Source organism: Hydrogenophaga sp. L99 (genome assembly GCF_058731905.1).
In genome coordinates this window covers 1,796,543-1,821,889 of record NZ_CM178972.1, presented here as the reverse complement: position 1 = coordinate 1,821,889, position 25,347 = coordinate 1,796,543, and the positions used below count along the sequence as shown (strand labels likewise).

Annotated in this window: 26 protein-coding genes and 1 tRNA gene; 23 read left to right on the top strand and 4 right to left on the bottom strand. The window is 63.6% G+C overall.

Annotated elements, in window-relative coordinates:
- The first annotated feature begins 28 nt into the window (after positions 1-28).
- From infC to AC4QBL_RS08680, 8 genes are all read left to right on the top strand, one after another.
- Positions 29-553, top strand: coding sequence for a translation initiation factor IF-3 (infC, locus tag AC4QBL_RS08715; RefSeq protein ID WP_492131648.1), 525 nt, complete (start codon positions 29-31; stop codon positions 551-553).
- Between the two features lie 205 nt (positions 554-758).
- The gene (gene rpmI / locus AC4QBL_RS08710; protein ID WP_069048846.1) at positions 759-962 is read left to right on the top strand and encodes a 50S ribosomal protein L35; all 204 of its coding nucleotides are present in this window, start codon (positions 759-761) and stop codon (positions 960-962) included.
- A 24-nt stretch (positions 963-986) separates the two neighbouring features.
- Entirely contained in the window at positions 987-1,346 is a 360-nt protein-coding gene (gene rplT, locus AC4QBL_RS08705) for a 50S ribosomal protein L20 (protein ID WP_322305953.1), read from the top strand.
- Positions 1,347-1,477: 131 nt separating this feature from the next.
- Positions 1,478-2,530 carry a phenylalanine--tRNA ligase subunit alpha gene (gene pheS, locus AC4QBL_RS08700; protein WP_472907282.1) on the top strand — a complete coding sequence of 351 codons (1,053 nt, stop codon included), beginning with the start codon at positions 1,478-1,480 and terminating at the stop codon, positions 2,528-2,530.
- A gap of 111 nt (positions 2,531-2,641) precedes the next feature.
- A complete protein-coding gene (gene pheT / locus AC4QBL_RS08695; RefSeq protein ID WP_472907281.1) occupies positions 2,642-5,074 on the top strand; it encodes a phenylalanine--tRNA ligase subunit beta in 2,433 nt (810 codons plus the stop codon).
- 25 nt (positions 5,075-5,099) lie between these two features.
- Positions 5,100-5,426 carry an integration host factor subunit alpha gene (locus tag AC4QBL_RS08690; RefSeq protein WP_322306576.1) on the top strand — a complete coding sequence of 109 codons (327 nt, stop codon included), beginning with the start codon at positions 5,100-5,102 and terminating at the stop codon, positions 5,424-5,426.
- A 205-nt stretch (positions 5,427-5,631) separates the two neighbouring features.
- Entirely contained in the window at positions 5,632-6,090 is a 459-nt protein-coding gene (locus AC4QBL_RS08685; RefSeq protein ID WP_472902225.1) for a MerR family transcriptional regulator, read from the top strand.
- A 35-nt stretch (positions 6,091-6,125) separates the two neighbouring features.
- Positions 6,126-6,202, top strand: a tRNA-Pro gene (locus tag AC4QBL_RS08680).
- Positions 6,203-6,608: 406 nt separating this feature from the next.
- Here AC4QBL_RS08680 and AC4QBL_RS08675 read toward each other — a convergent pair.
- Positions 6,609-7,367: a 3-hydroxyacyl-CoA dehydrogenase gene (locus AC4QBL_RS08675; RefSeq protein WP_472901585.1), complete on the bottom strand. Its 759-nt coding sequence runs from the start codon at positions 7,365-7,367 to the stop codon at positions 6,609-6,611.
- 134 nt (positions 7,368-7,501) lie between these two features.
- The gene (locus AC4QBL_RS08670; protein WP_472907280.1) at positions 7,502-8,557 is read right to left on the bottom strand and encodes an extracellular solute-binding protein; all 1,056 of its coding nucleotides are present in this window, start codon (positions 8,555-8,557) and stop codon (positions 7,502-7,504) included.
- 99 nt (positions 8,558-8,656) lie between these two features.
- Here AC4QBL_RS08670 and AC4QBL_RS08665 point away from each other — a divergent pair, with 99 nt between their 5' ends.
- On the top strand, positions 8,657-9,592 hold the full coding sequence (locus tag AC4QBL_RS08665; RefSeq protein WP_472901583.1) for a patatin-like phospholipase family protein: 936 nt from the start codon (positions 8,657-8,659) through the stop codon (positions 9,590-9,592).
- 221 nt (positions 9,593-9,813) lie between these two features.
- Here the strand turns inward: AC4QBL_RS08665 and phaP are convergent, their stop codons facing one another.
- Entirely contained in the window at positions 9,814-10,356 is a 543-nt protein-coding gene (gene phaP, locus AC4QBL_RS08660; RefSeq protein ID WP_472901582.1) for a TIGR01841 family phasin, read from the bottom strand.
- Between the two features lie 254 nt (positions 10,357-10,610).
- On the opposite strand from phaP, the gene AC4QBL_RS08655 reads away from it, so the two are divergent.
- From AC4QBL_RS08655 to AC4QBL_RS08595, 13 genes are all read left to right on the top strand, one after another.
- Entirely contained in the window at positions 10,611-11,597 is a 987-nt protein-coding gene (locus AC4QBL_RS08655; protein ID WP_472907279.1) for a histone deacetylase family protein, read from the top strand.
- The gene (locus AC4QBL_RS08650) at positions 11,594-12,043 is read left to right on the top strand and encodes an acyl-CoA thioesterase (protein ID WP_472907278.1); all 450 of its coding nucleotides are present in this window, start codon (positions 11,594-11,596) and stop codon (positions 12,041-12,043) included. Before AC4QBL_RS08655 ends, AC4QBL_RS08650 begins: the two co-directional genes overlap by 4 nt.
- Complete coding sequence (locus tag AC4QBL_RS08645) at positions 12,040-12,765, top strand: nitroreductase (protein WP_472901579.1); 726 nt, start codon at positions 12,040-12,042, stop codon at positions 12,763-12,765. The genes AC4QBL_RS08650 and AC4QBL_RS08645 overlap by 4 nt, the downstream gene beginning before the upstream one ends.
- A gap of 38 nt (positions 12,766-12,803) precedes the next feature.
- Positions 12,804-13,151, top strand: a complete 348-nt coding sequence (locus tag AC4QBL_RS08640; RefSeq protein ID WP_439113391.1) for an FKBP-type peptidyl-prolyl cis-trans isomerase — start codon at positions 12,804-12,806, stop codon at positions 13,149-13,151.
- A 180-nt stretch (positions 13,152-13,331) separates the two neighbouring features.
- Complete coding sequence (locus AC4QBL_RS08635) at positions 13,332-14,330, top strand: 2-hydroxyacid dehydrogenase (protein ID WP_472907277.1); 999 nt, start codon at positions 13,332-13,334, stop codon at positions 14,328-14,330.
- On the top strand, positions 14,327-15,847 hold the full coding sequence (locus tag AC4QBL_RS08630; RefSeq protein ID WP_472901577.1) for a DNA recombination protein RmuC: 1,521 nt from the start codon (positions 14,327-14,329) through the stop codon (positions 15,845-15,847). The genes AC4QBL_RS08635 and AC4QBL_RS08630 overlap by 4 nt, the downstream gene beginning before the upstream one ends.
- An 8-nt stretch (positions 15,848-15,855) precedes the next feature.
- Entirely contained in the window at positions 15,856-17,010 is a 1,155-nt protein-coding gene (locus tag AC4QBL_RS08625; protein ID WP_472907317.1) for an MFS transporter, read from the top strand.
- Between the two features lie 94 nt (positions 17,011-17,104).
- A complete protein-coding gene (locus AC4QBL_RS08620; protein ID WP_472907276.1) occupies positions 17,105-19,948 on the top strand; it encodes a monovalent cation/H+ antiporter subunit A in 2,844 nt (947 codons plus the stop codon).
- Between the two features lie 70 nt (positions 19,949-20,018).
- Complete coding sequence (locus AC4QBL_RS08615; RefSeq protein ID WP_472907316.1) at positions 20,019-20,405, top strand: Na+/H+ antiporter subunit C; 387 nt, start codon at positions 20,019-20,021, stop codon at positions 20,403-20,405.
- A complete protein-coding gene (locus tag AC4QBL_RS08610; RefSeq protein ID WP_472907275.1) occupies positions 20,405-22,072 on the top strand; it encodes a monovalent cation/H+ antiporter subunit D in 1,668 nt (555 codons plus the stop codon). Before AC4QBL_RS08615 ends, AC4QBL_RS08610 begins: the two co-directional genes overlap by 1 nt.
- Complete coding sequence (locus tag AC4QBL_RS08605) at positions 22,069-22,644, top strand: Na+/H+ antiporter subunit E (RefSeq protein WP_472907274.1); 576 nt, start codon at positions 22,069-22,071, stop codon at positions 22,642-22,644. The genes AC4QBL_RS08610 and AC4QBL_RS08605 overlap by 4 nt, the downstream gene beginning before the upstream one ends.
- Positions 22,641-22,916 (top strand): K+/H+ antiporter subunit F, encoded by a 276-nt coding sequence (locus AC4QBL_RS08600; RefSeq protein WP_472901573.1) that lies wholly within the window; start codon positions 22,641-22,643, stop codon positions 22,914-22,916. Before AC4QBL_RS08605 ends, AC4QBL_RS08600 begins: the two co-directional genes overlap by 4 nt.
- 10 nt (positions 22,917-22,926) lie before the next feature.
- Entirely contained in the window at positions 22,927-23,268 is a 342-nt protein-coding gene (locus tag AC4QBL_RS08595; RefSeq protein ID WP_472901572.1) for a Na+/H+ antiporter subunit G, read from the top strand.
- On the opposite strand, the gene AC4QBL_RS08590 is transcribed toward AC4QBL_RS08595, so the two are convergent.
- Positions 23,207-23,884 (bottom strand): TetR family transcriptional regulator, encoded by a 678-nt coding sequence (locus tag AC4QBL_RS08590; RefSeq protein WP_472901571.1) that lies wholly within the window; start codon positions 23,882-23,884, stop codon positions 23,207-23,209. The genes AC4QBL_RS08595 and AC4QBL_RS08590 overlap by 62 nt on opposite strands.
- Positions 23,885-24,038: 154 nt before the next feature.
- On the opposite strand from AC4QBL_RS08590, the gene AC4QBL_RS08585 reads away from it, so the two are divergent.
- Complete coding sequence (locus AC4QBL_RS08585; RefSeq protein WP_472907273.1) at positions 24,039-25,292, top strand: efflux RND transporter periplasmic adaptor subunit; 1,254 nt, start codon at positions 24,039-24,041, stop codon at positions 25,290-25,292.
- Positions 25,293-25,347: the final 55 nt, after the last annotated feature.

Sequence of the window (25,347 nt, the reverse complement as noted above, 5' to 3'; positions counted from 1 at the left end):
GCGCGCACACCGACTGAACCGTGAAATCATGGCTCCAGAGGTCCGCCTCAATGGGCCAGAAAACGAGCCGCTGGGCATTGTCAGTTTGCAAGAAGCGCTGCGCATGGCCGGTGAGCTGGATGTGGACTTGGTGGAAATTGCTGCCACCGCCATTCCCCCAGTGTGTCGCTTGATGGACTACGGCAAGTTCAAGTACCAAGAGCAGAAAAAGGCGGCGGAAGCCAAGGCCAAGCAAACGGTTATCGAGATCAAGGAAGTCAAGTTCCGCCCAGGCACCGACGACGGTGACTACAACATCAAGATGCGCAACATCCGTCGCTTTCTTGATGATGGCGACAAGTGCAAGATCACGTTGCGTTTTCGCGGCCGTGAGATCACGCACCAGGAACTGGGTCTGGCCTTGCTCAACCGCATTCGCGACGAGCTCGCAGACATCATCGTGGTGGAGCAGTTTCCCAAGTTGGAAGGCCGCCAGATGATCATGATGATCGCGCCCGGACGCAGGAAAGCAGCACCCAAGGCGGTTGAGCCTGCTGCGCAGAGCACGGATTAATTTGCACCTCTGAAAAGGTGCGCAGACCTCGGGTCTGCAAACAGATTGGACGGGCAGGGTAGTCTCCTGCTGGTCCGAGGCGCTGGCCGCAAGGCTGATCGCCGAAAGAAAAGCCGCAAGGCTTTTCATAGAAGTGGCTCGGGGCCAACAAGTCTGCGGAAGGTTCGCAGCGCCTCACGAGCACAAATCAAAAAGGAGCATGTACATGCCCAAAATGAAGACCAAGAGCAGCGCGAAAAAGCGATTTCGCGTTCGTCCCGGTGGTACCGTGAAACGCGGTCAAGCCTTCAAACGTCACATTCTGACCAAGAAGTCCACCAAGACCAAACGCCACCTGCGCGGCGCCGTGACTGTTCATGAGACCAATATGGGTCACATGGCGCAGATGCTGCCCGGCATGGGTATTTGATCAACGACGAACAAGGAGTCACTCATGCCTCGCGTCAAACGTGGTGTAACGGCACGCGCCCGCCACAAAAAAGTTCTCGCCCTTGCAAAAGGTTTTCGCGGTCGCCGCGGTAACGTCTTCCGTATCGCCAAACAGGCGGTGATGAAGGCGGGGCAATATGCCTACCGCGATCGTCGCAACAAGAAGCGCGTCTTCCGTCAGCTCTGGATCGCGCGTATCAACGCCGGTGCACGTGCTTGCGGTATGACGTACAGCCAGTTCGCCAATGGTCTGAAGAAGGCCTGCATCGAGATTGACCGCAAGGTCCTGGCCGATCTGGCCGTGAACGACCCGGCTGCCTTTGGCAGCATCGTGGAGCAAGTCAAAGCCAAGCTGGCCGCTTGATTCACGACGGAGACCGCAGCGGCCTGAAAGGGTCGTTGGGGTCTTCCAGTCGCTCAAAGGGGTTGAGGCTTGAGGGATTTCCCTCGCAGCGCTCAGCCCCTTTTTTGTTTTCGCAACGCACAAGCACACACATGAACGAGTTGGACGCACTGGTCGAAAACGCTCGCGCCGGCTTCGCGCAAGCCGCCACCCCGGCCGATCTGGAAAACGCCAAGGCCCAGTTTCTGGGCAAATCTGGCCGCATCACCGAGCTGATGAAGGGGATGGCGGCTTTGTCTGTGGATGAAAAAAAGAGCCGTGGAGCGGCGATCAACCAGGCGAAGCAGGCCATTGAGGCGGCGCTGACAGCGCGGCGCCAGGCCCTTGCCGACGCCGAGCTGGAAGTCCAGCTGAAGGCCGAGGCGCTGGATGTGACGCTGCCGGGTCGTCAGCGCGGTCAGGGAGGTTTGCATCCTGTGAGTCTGACGCTGGAGCGCATTGAGGCGATCTTTGGCTCCATGGGCTTTGAGGTGGCCGAGGGCCCCGAAATTGAGTCCGACTGGTTCAACTTCACGGCATTGAATACGCCGGAAGACCATCCCGCTCGCTCGATGCACGACACCTTTTACGTCGAAGGCGGCAGTGAAAAAGCGCCCAATTTGCTGCGCACACACACCAGCCCGATGCAGATTCGCCACGCGGTGCAGCACGTGAAACGCCACCGTGCTGCGATCGACAACGGCACCGGAATGCCGGAAATCCGCGTGATTGCACCCGGGCGCACCTACCGGGTGGACAGCGACGCCACCCATTCGCCCATGTTTCACCAGTGCGAAGGCTTGTGGATTGGCGAAAACGTGAGTTTCAAGGACCTGAAATACGTTTTCACCGACTTTTGCCGCACATTCTTTGAATCGGACGATCTGGTGCTGCGCTTCCGTCCCAGTTTCTTCCCGTTCACCGAGCCCAGCGCCGAGATCGACATCCAGTTCCAAAGCGGCCCGTTGGCTGGCCGCTGGCTCGAAGTGGCCGGATCTGGTCAGGTACACCCTAATGTGGTGCGCAACATGGGGCTCGACCCAGAGCGCTACATCGGGTTCGCGTTTGGCATGGGCCCCGACCGCCTGACCATGCTGCGCTACGGTGTGAACGACTTGCGCCTGTTTTTTGACGGCGACGTCCGCTTCCTGTCCCAGTTCCGATAGTCCCCGGTGGCGCTGTGCGCACGACCGCGTGGTCTAGCTGCGCTGGTCTGCGGTGTTCCGGATGCAGGCCCTGCCGTGCCTACTTGTGTTCAAGTTTGTTGAGACTTTTCCATGCAATTCCCCGAGTCCTGGCTGCGTGCCTTTTGCAATCCACCCCTGACCAGCCAGCAGCTGGCTGACACCTTGACCATGGCTGGTCTGGAGGTCGAGGAACTCGAGCCTGTCGCGCCACCGTTTAGCGGTGTGGTGGTGGGCCGTATTCTGGAGGCCGTGCAGCACCCCAACGCCGACCGCTTGCGCGTTTGCCAGGTTGATGTGGGGCAGGGGCAGCCGCTCAATATCGTGTGCGGCGCCCCCAATGCACGCGCTGGCATTCTGGTGCCCTGCGCCACGGTGGGTGCTGCGCTTCCGCCGGGTGAAGACGGCAAACCTTTCTTGATCAAGTTGGGCAAGCTGCGGGGTGTTGAGAGCCAGGGCATGCTGTGCTCGTCCAAAGAACTGCAGTTGGCGGATGACCATGGTGGCTTGCTGGAGCTGGCCCCTGATGCGGTGGTGGGACGTGACATCCGTGAGCAACTGTTGCTGGATGACATGCTGTTCACCCTCAAGCTCACGCCCAACCTGGCGCATTGCCTGAGCGTGTATGGCATCGCTCGAGAGGTGGCCGTACTCACCGGCTCCCCGCTGGTTGAGCCTGTATTCCCGGCTGTTCCGGTCAGCCTCAACGACCGCCTGCACGTGAGCGTGCAAGCCCCAGATTTGTGTGGGCGTTTCACCGGCCGCATCGTGCGGGGCGTCAACACCCGGTCCACCACCCCGGCCTGGATGGTGGACCGGCTGGCCCGCTGCGGCCAGCGCAGCGTGTCACCGCTGGTGGATATTTCCAACTACGTGATGTTCGAGCTGGGCCGTCCATCCCATATTTTTGACCTCGACAAGATTCATGGCGGTTTGCAGGTGCGCTGGGGTCGCGAAGGCGAACAGCTCAAGCTGCTCAACGGGAACACCGTGACCGTGGACGCCCAGGTGGGCGTGATCGCTGATGATCAAGCGATCGAATCGTTGGCCGGCATCATGGGTGGCGATGCCACCGCTGTGACTGACGAGACCGAAAACATTTTTATCGAGGCTGCTTTCTGGTGGCCCAAGGCCATTGCCGGCCGTTCGCGCCGTTTCAATTTCTCAACCGATGCCGGTCACCGGTTTGAGCGTGGGGTAGATCCGTCCACGACGGTTGAACACGTTGAACGCATCACGCAGTTGGTGTTGGATATCTGCGGTGGACAGGCCTCGGTGCTGGACGATCTGACCGTCAACGTGCCACAGGCTCAGCCCGTGACGCTGCGCGTTGCACGGGCTGTCAAGGTCATTGGTATGCCGCTGACCCAAGCCCAGTGCGCAGGCGCACTGAGCCGGTTGGGTCTGACCATTAGCGAAGGCGAGGGCACCGTGACCGTGACCTCGCCGGCCTACCGGTTTGATCTGCAGATTGAAGAAGATCTGATCGAAGAGGTCGCGCGCGTCATCGGCTACGAACAGTTGCCTCACACGCCACCGCAGGCACCCATCACGGCCAAGATTCGGCCTGAGGCGCAGCGCGGACACTTTGCGGTGCGCCGGCAACTGGCGCAACTGGGCTACCAGGAAACCATCAACTTCAGCTTCGTCGAAGAGCGTTGGGAGCGGGAGTTGGCTGGCAACGCCAACCCAATCAAACTGCTCAACCCCATCGCCAGCCAGATGAGCGTGATGCGCTCATCCTTGCTGGGCAGCTTGGTGGCGGTGCTCAAATTCAACCTCGACCGGCGAGCCGACCGTGTGCGGCTGTTCGAACTGGGCCGCGTATTCCGGAAAGACCCAGCCGTGCAGGACAGCGACACCAGCGTGGCCGGGTTTGACCAGCCTATGCGCGTGGCAGGCCTGTGTTTTGGGCCGGTGGACACCTTGCAATGGAGTTCACCAGAGCGAGTTGTCGACTTCTTTGACGCCAAAGGCGACGTCCAGGCCTTGTTGGCGCCGCGGCAGCCCACGTTTCGCGCGGCCGAGCACCCAGCCATGCACCCCGGCCGTTCGGCCAGTGTCTGGCTTGGCGAGCAATGCATTGGCCAAGTGGGTGAACTGCACCCGAAATGGCGCCAGGCCTACGACCTTTCGCAGGCGCCGGTCATGTTTGAGCTGGACCTGAACGCCGTGCTCGAGCGGCCTGTGCCCGTTTTTCAGGCCGTCGGCCGTCACCAGGCGGTCGAACGTGACCTAGCGATTGTCGTCAAAGAGACGGTGACCCACGCTGCGGTGGTTGAAGCCATCCGCGCGCCCGCCAGTCCCTGGTTGCGCGATGTGGTGTTGTTTGACGTGTACCGCCCCAAGAAACAGGCTTTGGCCGAAACCTCGGCGACATCCTTGGCCGCTGATGAAAAAAGCCTGGCGGTGCGGCTCCTGCTGAACCGCGACGACGCTACACTGACCGAGGAAGACATCGACGTGGCGGTCAAAGCCGTGCTCGACTCACTGGCCCACAGCGTTGACGCACGTCTGCGCGGCTGATACGAAAAGTTTGGAGAAACATTGCATGGAACTCGCCGTTGAGAGCCTGGAGACCCCGGCCCTGACCAAGGCCCAGCTCGCAGAGTTGCTGTTTGACCAGATCGGGCTCAACAAGCGCGAATCCAAAGACATGATCGATGCCTTTTTCGATCTCGTGACCGACAGCCTGGTTGAAGGCACCGACGTGAAAATTTCGGGTTTTGGCAACTTTCAGATCCGTACCAAAGCGCCGCGCCCCGGGCGCAATCCACGCACTGGGGAACCAGTGGCTATCCAGGCCCGCCGGGTGGTTACTTTTCACGCCAGCCCCAAGCTCAAAGAGCAGGTGCAAACGGCCATCATCGGCGACTGACCACGGCGACTTTCCTCGCTGTCTAAACCGGCAACCCAGGTGTCACAGATGCCTGGGTTTTTTTTCGTCTGTGGTGTTTAGCCAAATGTCGCCCCATGGCCGTGTTCGTTGTTTCAAGACCTTGCGTAGAAATTTCGATCAACGCAACCACTGAGCGCTGTGTTAGAGTAAATTTCAAGCTTCGGTCTGTACCGCCTTGATTTTCATGGAAAAAACACTTCCCCCCATTCCGGCCAAACGCTATTTCACCATCGGTGAAGTCGGCGAGTTGTGTGGAGTCAAGCCTCACGTGCTGCGCTATTGGGAGCAGGAATTCACCCAGCTGCGCCCCATGAAGCGCCGAGGCAACCGCCGCTATTACCAACATCACGAAGTGCTCATGATCCGGCGCATACGTGAGCTGCTCTACGACCAGGGGTTCACGATCAGCGGCGCACGCAACAAGCTCCAGGAGATCGTTCAGGCAGAGCGCGAGAAGCGCCGCAACGATGGCGATGAGGCGATCGATGTCATCGATCTTGAGTTGGATGATTTGCCGCAAGCTGAATCCGCGATAACGGGCGAGTCATCGATGGATGCCGCAGGGCAGGGCTCCGGCGCCTTGTTGCGCGACATGCGACGCGAGTTGGTAGAAATTCGTGAGCTTCTTTTGCATCAGGCCTGAAACGCATCATTTGCCGACTATAATATGAGGCTTGTCGGCGTGTAGCGCAGCCTGGTAGCGCACTTGCATGGGGTGCAAGGGGTCGCGAGTTCGAATCCCGCCACGCCGACCATTTATACGAAAGCCCGGAGTTTCACGACTCCGGGCTTTTTTGTTTTTTACGGCCAAAATCTTAAATAACTGTAAGTAAACCATAGACTTACAGAAATAACGTTCCCCCAAAGGGGGCGCGATTCGCTGGGTTGATAAAGTACTTCTGTGCCCACAGTGGTCCCCGTTATGCGACAAACGTGCGGGCAAATCGGCTGAAAGGCGTCCAGGTAGTCGCAGCACCGGGGTCTCCCGCGCGATCTTCCTCTCGTTGGACACTTCTTTGTGCGGGTGATGTCTCACCCGGCTACCGGCCTGAACACAAGTTTTGAGGGCGGTCGGTGGTCGTGGGTGGCAAGCCTGCGATTGCCTTGTGTGCCTAGAACCGGCGCAGCGGGCGGACTGAGGGGCCCGACCCACCCTAAAACTCAGCGCGGGGCCAGGCGTATCGCTCCGTCCAGGCGAATCACTTCGCCATTGAGCATGTCGTTTTCAATGATGTGCTTGGCGAGTTTGGCGTAGTCGGCGGGAGTGCCCAGGCGGCTGGGGAACGGCACGCTGGCGGCCAGGGCGTCTTGCACTTCTTGGGGCATGCCAAACAGCATGGGTGTGCCGAAGATACCGGGGGCGATGGTCATGTTGCGGATGCCGTTGCGCGACAGGTCGCGGGCAATCGGCAGCGTCATGCCCACCACGCCGCCTTTGGATGCGGCGTAAGCGGCCTGGCCAATCTGGCCGTCGTAGGCGGCTACGCTTGCTGTGGAAATCAGCACGCCGCGCTCACCCGTGGCCTCGGGCTCGTTTTTGCACATGGCATCGGCCGCCAGGCGGATCATGTTGAAGCTGCCCACCAGGTTGACCATGATCGTTTTGGTGTACACACCCAAGCTGTGTGGTCCGTTTTTGCCCACGGTCTTTTCAGCGGGCGCGATGCCGGCACAGTTGATCAGCCCCATGAGCTTGCCCATGGACGTGGCCTGGGCCACCACCGCCTGACTGTCGGCCTCGCTGCTCACGTCGCACTTTACAAACGCGCCGCCAATGTCCTTGGCCACGGCTTCGCCTTTTTCGACCTGCATGTCGGCGATGACCACAGTAGCGCCGTTGGCCGCCAGCATGCGCGCCGTGCCTTCACCGAGTCCCGATGCGCCGCCGGTGACGATAAATACCTTGCCTGCGATGTCCATGTGTTGCTCCTTTGTGGGTTGATTGACGTTGACGTAAACGTCAATTATGCGGCACAAAAAAGCCCGCGGACAGCGGGCTGGTTGTGCAAGGGGGCGTTCGGTCCGGGGCAGCGCTGAACCGCCGCAGGGTGGGCTTACTTGTACCCCACTCGGTCCAGCATCTGCTGCACCTTGGTCATGTTTTTCGCCACCACGCCCAATGGAATGGTTTCAGCCTTGAAGTTGTCACCGCCCATGGCCTTGATGGCGGGATTGGCGATCTTCAGACCTTTCACGGCAGGGAATTCGTTGTTGCCGTTGGCAAAGTAGTCTTGAGCAAACGGGCTGGCCAAAAATTCCATGAACTGGATGGCGTTGTCGCGGTTTTTGGCATGCTTGGCCACGGCGGCACCGGCTATGTTGATGTGGGTGCCACTGGTGCCCTGGTTGGGGAACACCACCCGAACTTTTTCCATCACGGCGCGGTCTTCGGGCTTGGTGGATTTGAGCAGGCGGGCCACGTAATAGGTGTTGCTCAGTGCCACGCCGCATTCGCCAGAGGCCACGGCCTTGATCTGATCCGTGTCGCCACCTTTGGGAGCGCGGGCCATGTTGCTCACCACGCCCTTGAGCCATGCCTCACCTTGCGCATCGCCCAGGCGCTCGACCACGGTCGCAAACAGCGAGAGGTTGTACGGATGCGAGCCCGAGCGGGTGCACACCAAGCCCTTGAGCTTGGGGTCGGCCAGTTGGTCGTAGGTGGCCACGTCAGCGGCTTTCACGCGCAGCGGGTCGTAAATGATGACGCGGGCACGGGTGGAGAAACCGGTCCAGGTCACGCCCTCAGCGGTGGGGGTGGCCCGCAGGTTGGCCGGAATGGCGGCGTCCAGCTTGGCCGATTTGAACGGCTGGAACAGGCCCAGGCTGTCGGCCGAGGCCATGCGGGCCGCGTCCACCAGCAAGATCACGTCGGCCGGGGATGCGGCGCCTTCGGCGCGCAGGCGCGCCACGATGCCAGCGTCGTCCGCATCCACGCGGTTGATCTTGATGCCGGTGGTTTTGGTGAAGGTGTCGTACATCACCTCGTCGGTCTGGTAATGACGTGCCGAGTACAGATTGAGCACTTTTTCTTGTGCTAAGGCCTGCGACTGGACGCCCAGTGCGGCAACGGTGGCGGCGATGACAATAGGGAGCTTGTAGAGGGTGCGCATGTTGAAGCCTTCGATGAATGGGCAAATACCCACTGAGCCGTTGAGATGACCGGTTCAGCGGATCCGACTAAACTGAGCTTGATGCTAACACAAACACGAATGGTTCTCAGTAAGAAAACGTTGATCTGGATCAACGCCTGGCTTGTACTGGCCTTGGCGGGCTGTTCAGCCGTGCCAACAGCGCCGCCCGAACTGCCGCCCGGTGCCACGGGCCCCGTGAGCCCGCCGACTGTGGTGGCGCCAGCCCTTAGGCCGCCTAGGCTGGGTTTGGCCCTGGGCGGTGGGGCTGCGCGGGGTTTCGCGCATGTGGGGGTCATTCAGGTGTTGGAGCAGCACGGCATTCGGCCGCAGGTGGTGGTGGGCACGTCGGCGGGCAGCCTGGTGGCCACCCTGTATGCCAGTGGCAAAAATGCCGCCGAGCTGGAGCGGGTGGCCATGACGATGGAAGAAGCCACCCTGACCGACTGGTCGCTGCCCATCATGGGGCGCGGCATGCTGCGAGGCGAGGCGCTGGCGCGCTATGTGCGGCAAGCGGTGGACGGCCGGCTGATTGAGAACATGAGCCTGCCGCTGGGCATTCTGGCCACCGACCTGAGCACGGGGCAGGGCGTGCTGTTTCGACGCGGTGACGCGGCGCAGGCCGTGCGGGCTTCCAGCGCTGTGCCGGGGGTGTTTACGCCGGTCAACATTTCAGGGCGCGACTATGTGGACGGCGGGCTGGTGGCACCGGTGCCGGTGAGCCAGGCGCGTGCCATGGGGGCCGAGGTGGTGTTGGCGGTGGACATTTCAAGCGACCCACAAGGCAACGACGCCAACGGGCTGTTGAAATTGCTGCTGCAAACCACGGCCATCATGGGTCAGACGATCAACCGGCACGAACTGGCCAGCGCCGACGTGGTGTTGCGGCCTGCGTTGTCGGGTGTGGGCAGTGCCGACTTCACGGCGCGCCAGCGCTCCATCGAAGCGGGCCGCGCAGCCATGCTCGCTGCCATGCCCCGTTTGAGGGCCGAGCTGGCCAAGCTGAGGCCGCAGTAGTCTGCAGGCGACAGGTCAAAAAAAAAGCCCCCGCTTTGCAGCGAGGGCTTAAGGGGTCCGATGAAATCGAATTTCGAAAAGGACCCGAGGAGACAACCAGAAAAAACAGTCTTGATGTTCAAGCGCCGCCTTTTGAGGTCAAGCGCATGGTGCAGTGGATCCAGTATCAACGCATTGACCGAAGTCAAGCGGCCGGATCAGCCACACCATGGCGGCTCAATTCAGCGCTTCTTGGTGGCCGTCTTCGATGCGTTCACAGCCGAAGAGGTCACGGAGTTGAAGTTGGCTTCGGCCATTTCGGTGGCTTGCTTGACAGCTTTTTGAACCGATTCCATGGCGTTGTTGGCCGCAGACACGGCGCTCTTCATCACGGCCACAGCGGTTTCGGAACCGGCTGGTGCGTTCTTGGAAGCGTTGTCCACAACCGACATGAATTTCTTCTGTGCGTCGGTGGCCTGGGCTTCAGCAGCCTTGCCAAATTCGGCGCTGGTGCCCGAAGCGATGTCGTACAGGTGGCGGCTGTAGGCCACGGTCTTTTCAGCCAAAGGCTGCATCAGGCTGGCTTGCAGCGTCAGCAGCTCTTGGGCGTCTTTCACGCTCAGCATGGCTTGGGTGCTGTTGGCGGACTCAGACAGAGCAGCCTTGGTGGCTTGCACGTTGAGTTCGACCAGCTTTTCCACGCCTTCGAATGCTTTTTGGGTCAGACCAAAAATGGTCTCGATGTTGGCTTTTTGGGCTGCAACGATTTGTTCTGCGGTCAACATATTCATACTCCTAAACTTTGAAAAAAGGTTTAGTTGAAGGCTGCTGGGAACTTCGCGCTGTCTGTACGCTTTTGTTATTGTTCGCTTTGCTGCGCTGCAACATGGTTTCGATTATAGGGATTACCCCAAACCACGCAAGCATTTTTTGCTGCGCTGCAGCATATTAGGCCTTTCCTTCTAAAACCGGGGTTCTCCGCCCTGGTTTCGAAGGGTTGACACAATCGAGGGCCTTGTTTCTCGCCGTTTGACACCCAGTGCACGCTTTTTACGCCGATCATTTTGTCCTGCCGTTGCCAGACGGACACCGCTTTCCCATGGCCAAGTACGCCCGCCTGCGCGAGCGCCTGAGCGCCGAGCTGCCACAGGTAGATATGCACGAGGCCTTGGCCGCCAGCGATGGCGAGCTGGCCCTGGTGCACACGCCCGACTACATTGCAGCGGTGGCGCAGGGCACGCTGGGTGCCGCTGCCCAGCGCGAGATTGGATTTCCGTGGAGCCCGGCGATGGCCGAGCGGGCACGCCGCTCCGTGGGGGCCACGCTGCAGGCCTGCCGCAGCGCCATGGGTGGCGCGGGCCTGGCGGCCAACCTGGCCGGTGGCACCCACCACGCCTACGCCGACAAAGGCAGCGGCTTTTGTGTGTTCAACGACGCCGCCGTGGCGGCCCGGCTCATGCAGGCCGAGCACGCACGCAGCCACCGGGCGCGTGGGCCGTTGCAGGTGGCCATCGTGGATCTGGACGTGCACCAGGGCAACGGCACGGCGCGCATTTTTGCCAACGACCCGTCGGTCTTCACGCTCTCGCTGCACGGCGCCAAGAACTTTCCGTTCCGCAAGGAGCCGAGCGACCTTGACGTGGAGTTGCCCGATGGCTGCGACGATGCTTTTTATATGGAGGCGCTGGAACGGGCGCTGGACGAGCTGACCCAGCGGTTCGAGCCAGGCCTGGTGATTTACTTGGCCGGCGCTGATCCCCACGAAGGGGACCGCCTGGGGCGGCTGAAACTCAGCTACGACGGCATGGAGGCGCGCGACCGCCGCGTGATGGACTGGGCCTGGCAGCGCCGGGTGCCGCTGGCCTTTACCATGGCGGGTGGTTACGGCCACGACATGGAAACCACCGTACAGGTGCAAATGCACACCTACCGCACCGCGCTGGCCTACCACCAGCGCTGGCAGGCACCGCCGCCCGCGCAGGCGACAGCCCGCCGCGCCGCCCACTGGCACAATGCCGCGCCATGAGCCACGCCGCACCCACCACCCGCCCGCAAGCCCACCCGCGCAGCCACTACCGCGTGTTCCGCAGCATCGGCACCCGCTGGGCCGACAACGACGTCTATGGCCACGTGAACAACGTGGTGTACTACAGCTGGTTTGACACCGCGGTCAACGCCCACCTGATCGAGCAGGGCGCGCTGGACATCCACGGCGGGTCGGTGATCGGGTTGGTGATCGAGACGCAGTGCAACTACTTTGCACCGCTGGCTTTCCCCCAAACGGTGCACGCCGGCCTGCGTGTGGCGCACCTGGGCACGTCCAGCGTGCGTTACGAGGTGGGCCTGTTTGCCGAAGACAGTGACACCGCCGCCGCCTGCGGTCATTTTGTGCATGTGTATGTGGATCGCGACACGCGCCGCCCGGTGCCACTGCCCGACCCACTGAAAAAAACCCTGGAGACCCTGCGATGACCCAAAACCCCGTAGCCACCCCTGTGATCGACGCCACCAGCGTGGACGCGGCCATCACCAGCCGCATGTCGGCGCGCGCATTTTTGCCGCAGCCCGTGCCACGCGCCACGCTGGAGCACATTTTGCAGGTGGCCAGCCGCGCGCCATCCGGCACCAACACCCAGCCCTGGAAGGTGTATGTGATGCAGGGCGCGAGCCGCGACACGCTGGTGGACAAGGTCTGCGCTGCCCACGACGCCATGCGCGCCGACCCGTCGCTGGCCGAGCAGTACCGCGAGGAATACGACTACTATCCCGAAAAATGGGTCAGCCCGTACATTGACCGCCGGCGTGAAAACGGTTGGAGCCTGTACGGCTTGCTGGGGATCACCAAGGGTGACAAAGACAAGATGCACGCGCAGCACCAGCGCAACTACCGGTTTTTTGACGCGCCGGTGGGCCTCATGTTCACGCTGGACCGGGTGATGGGCCGGGGCTCGCTGGTGGACTACGGCATGTTTTTGCAAAACATCATGGTGGCCGCGCGCGGCCAAGGTTTGCATACCTGCCCGCAGGCGGCCTGGAACGGCTTTGCCAAAATCATCCTGCCGCACATTGGCGCTGGCGAGAGCGAAATGCTGGTGTGCGGTATGGCCCTGGGCTATGCCGACCCGGCCGATCCGGTCAACGGTTTTCACACCCCGCGCGAGCCCGTGGCGAGCTTCACGCATTGGCTGGAATAATCGAGCCCCTTTCTCTTTTTCAAACACAAGGAAACACCATGATCACCACCCCCAGCGGCCTGCAATACGAAGACACCGTGGTCGGTAACGGCGAGATCGCCCAGGCTGGCGGCCCCGTGCAGGTGCACTACACCGGCTGGCTGTTTAACAACGGCACCCAGGGCGCCAAGTTCGATTCGAGCAAAGACCGTGGCCAGCCGTTTGAATTTCACCTCGGTGGTGGCCAGGTCATCAAGGGCTGGGACGAGGGCGTGCAGGGCATGGCCGTGGGTGGCACACGCCGCCTGGTCATCCCGGCCGCGCTGGGCTACGGTGCCCGCGGCGCGGGTGGTGTGATTCCGCCCAACGCCACGCTGCTGTTTGAGGTGGACCTGCTGGCTGTATAAGTTTCCCCCTGAGCCGCTTTGCGGCTTCCCCCCAAGGGGGACACCACCTGTGGCCCGGCAAGCCGGTTCCACGGTGGTTGCTGGGCCGGGACACGCGCTCCGTGTGAGGTTGCTTGAGATTCCCCCGTGCGCCGCTTCGCGGTTTCTTCCTGATGAAACAGTTCTACCGGAGCACATGACATGACCCAACGCCCCTCCATTTTGGTGGCCCGCGCCATCTTCCCCCACGTGGTTGCTCGCCTTCGCGAGCACTTTGACGTCGAAACCAATGACACCGATGTACCCTTCACGCCCCAGCAACTGGCCGAGCGTCTGCAGGGCAAGGTGGGCGTGCTGACTACCGGCAGCGAACGTGTGGACGCCGCGCTGCTGGCGGCTTGCCCGCAGCTCAAGGTGGTGGCCAACATTGCGGTGGGTTACAACAATTTTGACGTGCCGGCCATGACAGCGGCCGGCGTGCTGGGCACCAACACGCCCGATGTGCTGACCGAGACCACGGCCGACTTTGGCTTTGCCTTGCTCATGGCCACGGCGCGGCGCGTGACCGAGAGCGAACACTTTTTGCGCGCCGGTTTGTGGACCAAATGGGCGCTGGACATGTTTGCCGGCGCCGAGGTGCACGGCAGCACGCTGGGCATTCTGGGCATGGGCCGCATCGGCCAAGGCATTGCTCGGCGCGGGGCGCATGGCTTCGGCATGAAGGTGATCTACCACAACCGCTCAAAGCTCGATGCCGCCAGCGAGGCCGCCTGCCAGGCCACGTATGTGAGCAAGGCCGAACTGCTGCAGCGGGCGGACCACCTGGTGCTGGTGCTGCCTTACAGCGCCGAGTCGCACCACGCCATCGGTGCGGCCGAGTTGGCGCAGATGAAACCCACCGCCACGCTGATCAACATTGCCCGCGGCGGCATTGTGGACGACGCGGCGCTGGCCCTTGCGCTGCGCGAGCGGCGCATTGCTGCGGCCGGGCTCGACGTGTTTGAGGGTGAGCCCAAGGTGCACCCCGATCTGCTCACCGTGCCCAACGTGGTGCTCACGCCGCACATTGCCAGCGCCACCATCGCCACCCGCAAGGCCATGGCCAACCTGGCCGCCGACAACGTGATTGCCTTCCTGACCCAAGGCCAGCCCCTGACCCCTCTGAACCCCGAAGTGCTGCCGAAAGTGTTGAACGCATGACAAACGACTGGTTGGTGTGGGCACTGCTGGTGCTGGTGGTGTTGAACCTGTTGCTGGGTTTCTGGATGTTGCTGCGCCGCCGCCCGGTGGATGCCGACGAAGTGGCCCACCGCCAGCAGCTGCTGGGTCTGCTGCAGCAGCACAGCCTGCAAATGGGCCAGCGGGTGGAGCGGGTGGAGAGCGAACTGCGCCGCGAAATTGCCGAGAATGCCCGTGGCGGGCGCCAGGAAATCCAGCAGACGCTGGCCACTTTTCAAGAAACGCTCACGCGCCAAGACGCCGAAGCCACACGCACGCAAAACACCCAGCTTGACGCCTTTGCCCAGCAACTGCTGCAGTTGCGGGGCACGCTGGGCGACACGCTCACGGCGCAGCTGCAGGCGCTGGGCCTGGCCATGAACAGCCAGGCATCTGAGGCCACCCGCACGCAAAATGCCCAGATCGACGCTTTTGCCCAGCAGCTGGTGCAGCTGCGCGGCACGCTGGGCGACACGCTGACCCGCCAGCTGCAAGACATGAGCGAGGGCAACGCGCGCCGCCTCGCCGAGATTCGCACCACGCTCGACGGCCAGCTGGCCCAGCTGCAGCAAAGCAACGCGGCCAAGCTCGACGAAATGCGCGCCACCGTGGACGAAAAACTGCAGAGCACGCTGCAGGCCCGCCTGGGCGAGAGCTTCAAGCAAGTGGCCGACCGGTTGGAGCAGGTGCACAAAGGCCTGGGAGAAATGCAAACCTTGGCCCAGGGCGTGGGCGACCTCAAGCACCTGCTGACCAACGTCAAAACCCGTGGCATGTTCGGCGAGGCGCAACTGGCCGCGCTGCTGGAGCAGGTGTTTGCACCCGACCAGTACGCCACCCAGGTCACCACCAAGCCCGGCAGCCGCAACGTGGTGGACTTCGCCATCAAGCTGCCCGGCCGAGGCGACGACGGCGCGCCGTGCTGGCTGCCCATTGACGCGAAGTTTCCCAACGAAGACTACGAGCGCTTGCTGGATGCGCAGCAGCGGGCCGACGCCGAGGGCGCCGAGCTGGCCGCGCGCGGGCTGGAACAGCGGATCAAGCTCGAAGCCAAGAGCATGGCCGACAAGTACCTGGAGCCGCCGCACACCACCGACTTCGCCATTCTCTTTCTGCCCACCGAAGGCCTGTACGCCGAGGTGCTGCGCCGGCCTGGGCTCATGGAGGTGTTGCAGCGCGAATACCGCGTCACGCTGGCCGGGCCCACCACGCTCATGGCCATGCTCAACTCGTTGCAAATGGGCTTTCGCACGCTGGCGCTGGAAAAGCGCAGCAGCGAGGTGTGGCAGGTGCTGGGCGCGGTGAAGACCGAGTTTGGCAAGTTTGGCGATGTGCTGGCCAAGGTGAAGAGCCAGACCCAGACCGTGCTGAACACGCTGGACAGCGCCGAAACCCGCAGCCGCGCCATGGGCCGCGCGCTGAAGGCGGTGGAGGCGCTGCCGCAAGACAAAGCCAGCGCGCTGCTGCCGCTCGACCCTTCTGACGCCGCCGACGTGTGAACCCCACGTTGCGCGCTGGCCTGTCGCGGCTGATTGCGGCCCAGATCAGCCTGCACGCCTGCATGACCGGCTTTCGCATGGCCGCGCCGCTGATGGCGCTGCGCGAGGGTCACAGCCCGGTAGCGGTGGGCATGCTGCTGGCGCTGTTTGCGTTGGCGCAGGTGTTTTTGGCGCTGCCGGCCGGGCGCTACGCCGACCGCCGGGGGCTGAAAAAGCCGGTGGTGCTGGCCGTGGGCGTGGCCACCGCCGGTGCAGCGCTGGCGGTGGCGTTTCCAGTGTTTGGCGTGCTGTGCATCACCGCGCTCACCTGCGGCGCGGCCACGGGCCTGGCCATGATTGCGCTGCAGCGCCATGTGGGGCGCCTGGCCAGCAACCCGACCGAGCTCAAACAAGTGTTCAGCTGGATGGCCATCGGGCCGTCCATTTCCAATTTCATCGGCCCCTTTGCGGCGGGCTTGCTGATCGACGCCTATGGCTTTCGGGCCGCTTTTCTGCTGCTGGCGCTGTTGCCTTCGCTGGCCTGGTTCTGGGTGCGTGGCACGGTCGAGCTGGAGCCGGTGGCGCCCGAGCACCGCAACGCCAGCGGCTCGTCGTGGAACCTGCTGCGCGACGCCGGGTTTCGCCGCCTCATGCTCATCAACTGGATGCTGTCGTCGTGCTGGGATGTGCACACCTTTCTGGTGCCGGTGATCGGCCACGAGCGCGACCTGAGCGCCACGGTGATCGGCGCCATCCTGGGCGCCTTTGCGCTGGCGGCCACCGCCATTCGGCTGGCCATGCCGTGGCTGGCCGCGCACCTGCGCGAGTCGGTGGTGATCGGCACGGCCATGGTGTGCACCGCGCTGCTGTTTGCGGTGTACCCACTGGTGCAGGCGGCCTGGGCCATGGGGGTGCTGTCGGTGCTGCTGGGGCTGGCGCTGGGTTCGGTGCAGCCCATGATCATGAGCACGCTGCACCAGATCACACCGCGGCACCGGCACGGCGAGGCGCTCGGTTTGCGGGCCATGGCCATCAACGGGTCAAGCGTCGTCATGCCGTTGCTGTTTGGCTCGGCGGGGGTGGTGGTGGGCGTTGCCGGTGTGTTTTGGGTGGTGGGCGCGGTGGTGGGACTGGGTTCACGCCTGGCCTGGACGCTGCGTGCCGAAGCAGCAGGTTCTCCCTGACGGTAGCTCAGCGATAAACAGGCACTCATTTCAGGGTATGCACCGAATGGCGTCCCACATCTTTTAGAATCCAGCCCAACTTGAAGGAAGCGCCGTGCTGTTATTGATCGTTTTACTTCCGCTCTTGCTGGGTACCGCCGCCACCTTCTGGCTCGGATCGAGATCGCGTTTACTCACCGCCCTGGCGGCGGGCGCCGTGACCGCGACGAGCCTGGGCCTGCTGCTGAGCCAGGCGCCAGCGGTGATGGCGGGCGACGTCATCATGAACGCCTGGGCCTGGGTGCCCGAGATCGGACTGAACCTCACCTTCAGGTTGGACGGCCTGTCGATGATGTTCGCCGGCCTGATCCTGTTCATCGGGTTGATGATCGTCATCTACGCGCACTTCTACCTGAGCCCCAAAGACTCGGTGGGCAAGTTCTACAGCGAGATGATGCTGTTCATGGCCGCCATGCTGGGCGTGGTGCTGTCCGACAACTTGTTGCTGCTGGTGGTGTTCTGGGAGCTCACCAGCCTTTCCTCTTTCTTGCTGGTGGGCTACTGGAGCCATCGGCCCGATGCCCGCGCCGGCGCACGCCAGGCGCTGGCCGTGACCGGTGGCGGCGGCCTGGCCATGCTCGGTGGCTTTGTGCTGCTGGGGCAGATTGCGGGCACCTACGAACTCAGCGCCATGCTGGGCAACGTGGCCGCCATCCAGGCCGACCCGATGTTTGTGCCCGCCTTGTTGCTGATTCTGATCGGCGCCTTCACCAAGAGCGCGCAGTTTCCGTTCCATTTCTGGCTGCCCGACGCCATGGCCGCACCCACGCCGGTGTCGGCCTACCTGCACTCGGCCACCATGGTGAAAGCGGGCGTTTTCCTGCTCATGCGCATGTACCCGGTGCTGGCGGGTTCGGGCTGGTTTGAGGTGATCGTGACTACCGTGGGCCTGATCACGGTGCTGTTCGCGGCCTTCATCGCCATCTTCAAACACGACCTGAAAGGCCTGCTCGCGTACTCCACCGTGAGCCACCTCGGCCTCATCACCTTTCTGGTGGGTCTGGGCTCGCCGCTGGCCGCTGTGGCGGCGGTGTTCCATGTACTGAACCATGCCACCTTCAAGGCCTCGTTGTTCATGATCGCCGGCATCGTGGACCACGAAACCCACAGCCGCGACATGCGCAAGCTCGGTGGCTTGTGGGCGCTGATGCCGTGGACGGCCACCCTGTCCATGGTGGCGGCCGCTTCGATGGCCGGTGTGCCGCTGACCAACGGCTTCCTGTCCAAAGAGATGTTCTTCACCGAGGCGGTGGTGGGTACAGCGGGCGTCTGGGCCTGGCTGGTGCCGGCTGCCGTGACGCTGGCCGGCATTTGCAGCGTGGCGTATTCGCTGCGCTTTGTGCACGACACGTATTTCAACGGCCCCTTGGGTGACGTGCCCAACACACACCCGCACGAGCCCCCGCTGGGCATGAAGCTGCCGGCCATGCTGCTGGTGGCCATGTGCATCGTGGTGGGCTTGCTCCCGGCCATCACCTTTGGCCCGCTGGTCGACGTGGCGGCCACGGCCCTGGCCGGCAAACCGCTGCCCGAATACCACCTGTCCATCTGGCACGGTTTCAACCTGCCGCTGCTCATGAGCGCCATTGCACTCGTGGCCGGCGTGGGGCTTTACCTGCTGCTCGCCAAGGGCAAGCGGCTGCACCGCATCGAGTCCGAAGCCTGGTTTGGCCCCGCCACCGGGCGGCAGATGTTTGATGGTTTGATCGATGGCCTGTTTTCCCTGGCCGGGCGCATTTCGCTGCGGCTGGAAAGCGGCTCGTTGCAGCACTACCTGGCCTGGACGGTGGGTGCTGCCATCGCCGTGGTGGCCGTCACCGTGATGGGCAGCGGCTCGGCCATGGGCACCGGCCCGCGCGAGCTGTTGCCGGCTTCGCCGCTTGCCATGGCCATCTGGTTGCTGCTGGCGGCCACCACCGTAGCCCTGGTGCTGACGCACCACCTGCGGTTCCAGTCGGTGGTGCTGGTGGGCGTGGTGGGTCTGGTCACCTCGCTGACCTTTGTGAGCCTGTCGGCACCCGATCTGGCGCTGACCCAGTTGTCGGTGGAGGTGGTGTCCACCGTGCTGCTGCTGATGGGCCTGGCTTTGCTGCCCCAGCACTCGCCGCGCGAGTCCAGCAGCCTGCGCCGCGTGCGCGACGGCGCCCTGGCGCTGGCGGGTGGTGCGGGCATGTCGTGGCTGGCCTGGGTGCTGTTGACCCGCGACCACGACTCCATTTCCTGGTATTTCCTGGAAAAGTCGATGCCCGTGGGCGGCGGCACCAACGTCGTCAACGTGATCCTGGTGGACTTCCGGGGTTACGACACGTTCGGTGAAATCACCGTGCTGGGCATTGCCGCCATTGGCGTGCTGGCGCTCATGGAAGGCATGCGCACGCGCCGCCCTCTGGCCGACACCGATGGCCGCAGCTGGACCTTTGCCGAGCAGCCCCTGCTGTTGCGCGTGGCGGCCGCGGTGGTGCTGCCAGTGGCGCTGGTGTTCACCATCTACATCTTCATGCGTGGCCACAACCTGCCGGGCGGTGGTTTCATCGCCGGCCTGATCACGGCCGTGGCGCTGGTGCTGCAGTTCATGTCCATGGGGCAGGCCAAGGCCGAGTCGCTGCTGCGCGGCCAGGCCGGACGCCGGTTTGTGAAATGGATCGGTGCCGGCCTGGGCATTGCCGGGCTCACCGGTGTGGGCGCGTTTGTGTGGGGGCGTCCGTTCCTCACCAGCGCCCACGGCCACCCGCATGTGCCTTTGCTGGGCGACCTGCCGCTGGCGTCTGCCGCGCTGTTTGACTTGGGCGTCTACCTCGTGGTGGTGGGCGCCACGCTGCTGACCATCTCGGTGCTGGGCACCGTGAGCCGCGAAGGCGCTCAGCCCGCCAGCCCACGCCAGCCGGAGTCTGCCGCATGAACGACGCCATCCGACGGTATTCACCATTCCCTTGCACCGCCGTGCGACGCACCGAGGAACCCACATGAGCATGGAATTTTTGTTGGCCACGGGCATTGGCTTTGTCACCGCCTGTGCCATTTACCTGATGTTGCGCGGCCGCACCTTTCCCGTGGTGCTGGGCTTGTCGCTGTTTGGCTACGCGGTGAACGTGTTCATTTTCGCCATGGGCCGCCTGTGGTCCAACGCGCAGCCCATCTTGGTGGGCGAAGGGCCGGTGGCCGACCCGTTGCCGCAAGCCCTGGTGCTCACCGCTATCGTGATCGGCTTTGCCACCACCGGTTTTGTGATCGAGCTGGCCCTGCGCAGCCGCCATGAAAGTGGCAGCGACCATGTGGACGGTCACGAGCCTGGCCACGCGCCGGGCTACCGTGGTTCGACGCCGGTGCCGGCCTCCAAGCGCGGAGGTCAGTCCTGATGTTTGACGTGATTTCTGCTTTCTGGCTGCAGCACGCCCCCGTGCTGTCGGTGTTGCTGCCGGTGTTCACGGCTGTGGCCCTGTTGTTGCTCGGCGATCCGGCCGGCACCGGCGGCAGCGAGGCGAACAGCCGCCAACGCTGGGGCCGCAGGCTGGCCATGGCGTCCGTGCTGCTGGGCCTGTTCATGGCGATCAACCTGGTGCGCCACGCCAGCGGCGGCGAGCTGCTGGTGTACCAGTTGGGCGAATGGCCGGCGCCGTTTGGCATCGTGCTTGTACTGGACCGCCTCTCAGCGCTCATGGTGCTGCTGACCTACCTGGTGGCCGTACCGGTGCTTTGGTACGCCACGGGCGGTTGGGACACCCGGGGTCGGCACTTTCACGCGCTGTTCCAGTTCCAGCTGATGGGGCTGTGTGGCGCCTTCCTGACGGGTGACCTGTTCAACCTGTTTGTGTTTTTCGAGGTGCTGCTGATCGCCTCTTATGTGTTGCTGGTGCACGGCCAGGGGCGCGAGCGGTTTCGCATGGGTATTCACTACGTGGTGCTCAACCTGGCGGCTTCGGGGCTGTTTTTGATCGGGCTGGCCCTGGTGTACGCCGTGACCGGCACGCTCAACATGGTCGACGTGGCACTGCGTGTGGGCCAGCTCACGGGCGAAAACGCCGTGCTGGCGCGGGCCGCAGCGTTGATTCTGCTGGTGGTGTTTGGCCTGAAAGCGGCGCTGGTGCCGCTGTACTTCTGGTTGCCTGGCACCTACGCGTCGGCCAGCGCGCCGGTGGCAGCGTTGTTTGCCATCATGACCAAGGTGGGGGTGTACAGCATCATCCGCGTGCACTGGAGTATTTTTGGTGCCGAAGCCGGCGAGGCTGCCTTTGCCGCTGAAGCCTGGCTGCTGCCGCTGGCCCTGACCACCAGCGTGCTGGGTGTGCTGGGCGCGCTGGCCGCGCACAGCATGGGCCGTCTGGTGGCTTACCTCACCGTTTCATCGGTGGGCACCATCCTGGCGGGTGTGGGTTTGTATTCGACCGAAACCCTCTCAGCTGCGCTGTACTACACGCTGCACAGCACGGTGGTGATCGCCGGCCTGTTCCTCTTGGTTGAGCTCATGGCTGCCCAGCGCGGTGACGCGCTGGACAAGTTGCGGCCCGCCGCCGCCGTGCGTGAGCCGGTGTTGCTGGGGCTGATGATGATTTTTGGCGCTGCGTCGGCTGCTGGCCTGCCACCGTTGCCGGGCTTCCTGGGCAAGCTGATGATTCTGGAAAGCACCTCGGGCCTGCCTGCGCAGGCTTGGGTGTGGACGGTGGTGCTCACGGTTGGATTTTTCACCATTGTGGGTTTGGCGCGCGCCGGGGTCATTGTGTTCTGGCATGTGCAGCCCGACGAAGGCACGGGCAACCCCAGCTCTGGCTCCAGCCTGAAGCTGCTGTCGGCCGTGTGGGCCTTCATGGCGCTGACGCTGGCCATGGCGGTGCTGGCTTCACCCGTGAAGCGCTACACCGACGCAGCCGCCAGCCAGCTGGCCGACCAGGCCGCTTACGCCCGCGCTGTGCTGGGTGTGACCGACGGCGCGCCCGCGTCCACCACCCGGCCTTACGACGGCACCCGCGCGCCCACCGCCGTGCCAGCGCCGGCTGAAATCACCCCCGGCACCGAGGAGACCCGATGAACCCGAACCCCTCGCCATCCCAAGCACCCCGGCGCAAGCCGGGCTGGTTGAGCCATCCCTTGCTCTCGTTGCTGCTGGGCGCCAGCTGGCTCGCGCTCTCGCACAGCTTGGAGCCGGTGCACCTGCTGTCGGCCTTGCTGATTGCCCTGATCGTGCCGCGCCTGTTGCACCCTTTTCTGGGTGAACACGCCCGGATCGACTGGTGGGCTGCGGTGCGGCTCACCGCAGTGGTGCTCAAGGACATCGTGTTGTCGAACATCACCGTGGCCAAGCTGGTGCTCGGCCCCTTGCCCCGCATGCAGCCCGCCTGGCTGCCGGTGCCGCTGGCTTGCGACCACCCGCGCGTGAATGCGCTGTTGGCCACCATCATCACGACCACGCCCGGCACCGTGTCGTGTGTGGTGGACGAGCAGCGGCGGGAAATCCTGGTGCACGCACTGACCTGTGACGACGCCCAGGCCATGATCGACGACATGAAAACGCGTTACGAAGCGCCTTTGCTTCAAATATTTGGCCAGAAGCCCCGCGACGCAGGGCAGGGCGCAGGTACCAACGCCGGGAGAGCCGCATGAACGTACTGGACATTGCACTGAACATTGGCGTGGCGGCGGTGACCGTGGCCGTGGTGTTGTGTGGCTGGCGCCTGTTGCGCGGGCCCGAAATGACCGACCGCCTGCTGGCACTGGACACGCTGTACATGAATGCGGTGGCGCTGATTGTGATGCTGGGTATTCGCTGGAACACCGCGCTGCTGTTTGAAGCGGCCTTGCTGGTGGCCATGTTGGGCTTTGCCTCTACCGTGGCGCTGGCGCGCTACCTGAGCCGCGGCGACGTGGTGGAATGAAGGAGTGAACATGCATCCCCTGATCGAATGGACTGCGGCCGTGCTGATTGTGATCGCGGCGTTCTTCCTGTTGGTGGGCTCCATCGGGCTGGCCCGCTTGCCCGACTTTTTTATGCGTTTGCATGCGCCCACCAAAGCATCCACGCTGGGTGTGGGCGGTGTGCTGATTGCGTCCATGATCATGGCTTTCAGCCAGGGCCGGCCCGGCATCGCCGAGCTGTTGATCACGCTGTTTGTGTTCGTCACGGCACCCGTTTCGGCCAACCTCATGGCCCAGGCGGCGCTTCACCTCAAGCTGGCATCGCGGGCGCCGGTGCCGAAAGACGCGGTGCCAGAGCGCCGTCCAGGCTGAAGCCCAGCCCCCGCAGGTAGGTATCGATGGCCTGCTGGCCAAAGACCACGAGGTCAAAGGCCTGCGGGTCCAGCAACCAGTTCTGGATCAGACCGTCTACCAACACATGCAGCCCCAGCGCTGCGCTGTGCAGCGGCACGGCCAGAGTTAGGCGGGCTTGCAGGCCGGCCTGTTCCAGGGCTTGCTGGGTCATGGCCATGCAGGTGTTGCGCACCAGCAGGTGGCGGTTGCGCACCGCTTGCATCTCGGCCACGTATTCCACTTTGTGCGTGGCGACTTCAAACACCCGGCGTGTTTGTTCGTCGTGGGCGGTTTTTTCGAGTGCGTTCACCAGCGAATTGCGCAGAGCGCCCAGCGAGTTGGGTTGTGCCTGGTGGGTCCGTGCGCTGCAGGCCAGCGTTTCTTCGATCGGCAGTGACACGCGTTCCATCATGGCGTTGAACAGATCGGCCTTGTCCTTGAAGTGCCAGTAGATGGCGCCCCGCGTGGTGCCTGCGGCGGTGGCGATGTCGTTGAGCGATGTGCGTGAAACCCCCTGAGCCTGAAACAGGTGCTCGGCGGCATCCAGCAGGCTGCTGCGCGTGGCCTGCGCGTCGGCTTTGGTGCGGCGAACCATGGTCTATCTCCTGTGTGGGCATCGGGTCAACAGCATGAACTATACATACATTCAAGGATGTATGTATACTGCGCAGCTTCGCGTTTTGTGAAACATGGTTTCCCCTCGTTGCCCACAGCGTGCACCCCCCATTTTTGTCCGTCCAAGGAATCCCATGTCCGCCTTGAGCCCCATTGCGTTGGCCGCCGACGCACCTTCCGTTTCAACCGTGCGCGCAGGCGCACATTCTCTGTGGCGTCTTTCTGCGGTTGCGGTGGTGGCTCTAACGCTGCTGGCCGCATGCGGCAAAAGCACGCCGCCCGCAGGCCCGGGAGCCCCCGGTGGCGGCATGCCGCCGGCCGAAGTGGGGGTGGTCACCGTGGCACCGGGCGACGTGGGCCTGGTGACCGAGTTGCCCGGCCGACTGGAGGCCTCGCGTGTGGCGCAGGTGCGGGCACGGGCGGCCGGCATTTTGCAGCAGCGCCTGTTCCGCGAAGGCAGCGATGTGAAGGCCGGTCAGTCGCTGTTTCGCATTGACGCCGCGCCCTACCAGGCCACGCTGCAAAGCGCCCAGGCCAGCCAGGCCCGGGCCCAGGCCAACCTGGCCCAGGCCACGGCGCTGGCCGAGCGCTACAAGCCCCTGGTGGCCGAAAACGCCATCAGCCAGCAGGAATATGCCAACGCGGTGGCGGCCCAAAAAGCGGCTGAAGCCGATGTGGCGGTGGCCAAAGCCGCCGTGCAGACGGCCAGCATCAACGTGAACTACGCCAACGTGACCGCGCCCATTTCAGGCCGCATTGGCCGGGCGCTGGTGACCGAGGGCGCACTGGTGGGGCAGGGCGAAGCCACCCAGCTCGCGGTGATCCAGCAGGTGGACCCGATGTACGTGAACTTCACCCAGTCGGCGGCCGAGGCCATGAAGCTCAAGCGCGCACTGGAAAGCGGTCAGCTCAAAGGCGCTGGCGCCGGTGCAGCCAGTGTCAAGGTGGTGCTGGACGACGGCAGCGAATACGCACGCGCGGGCCGCCTGCTGTTTTCCGACCTGACCGTGGACGCCACCACCGGCCAGGTGACGCTGCGCGCCGAGGTGCCCAACCCCACCGGCATGCTGTTGCCCGGTTTGTATGTGCGCGTGCGCCTGGAGCAGGCCACGGCCGGCAACGCACTCACCCTGCCGCAGCAAGCGGTCACGCGGTCCGCCCAGGGCGACTCGGTGATGGTGGTGGGCGCCGATGGCAAGGTGAGCCCGCGCCCGGTCAAGGTGGGCGGCCAGCAGGGCGGCCAGTGGGTCGTGCTGGACGGTTTGCAAGCCGGTGAGCAGGTGATGGTGGATGGTTTCCAGAAGCTGCGCGGCGATGCGCCGGTGAAGGCTGTGCCGTGGGTCGCGCCCGGCAGTGCCGTGGCAGCGCCAGCCACCCCAGCCAAGTGAGGAGTGCCCAATGATCGCGCCCCCACGTTCACTTTGTTCACTGCCCCCCATGGGG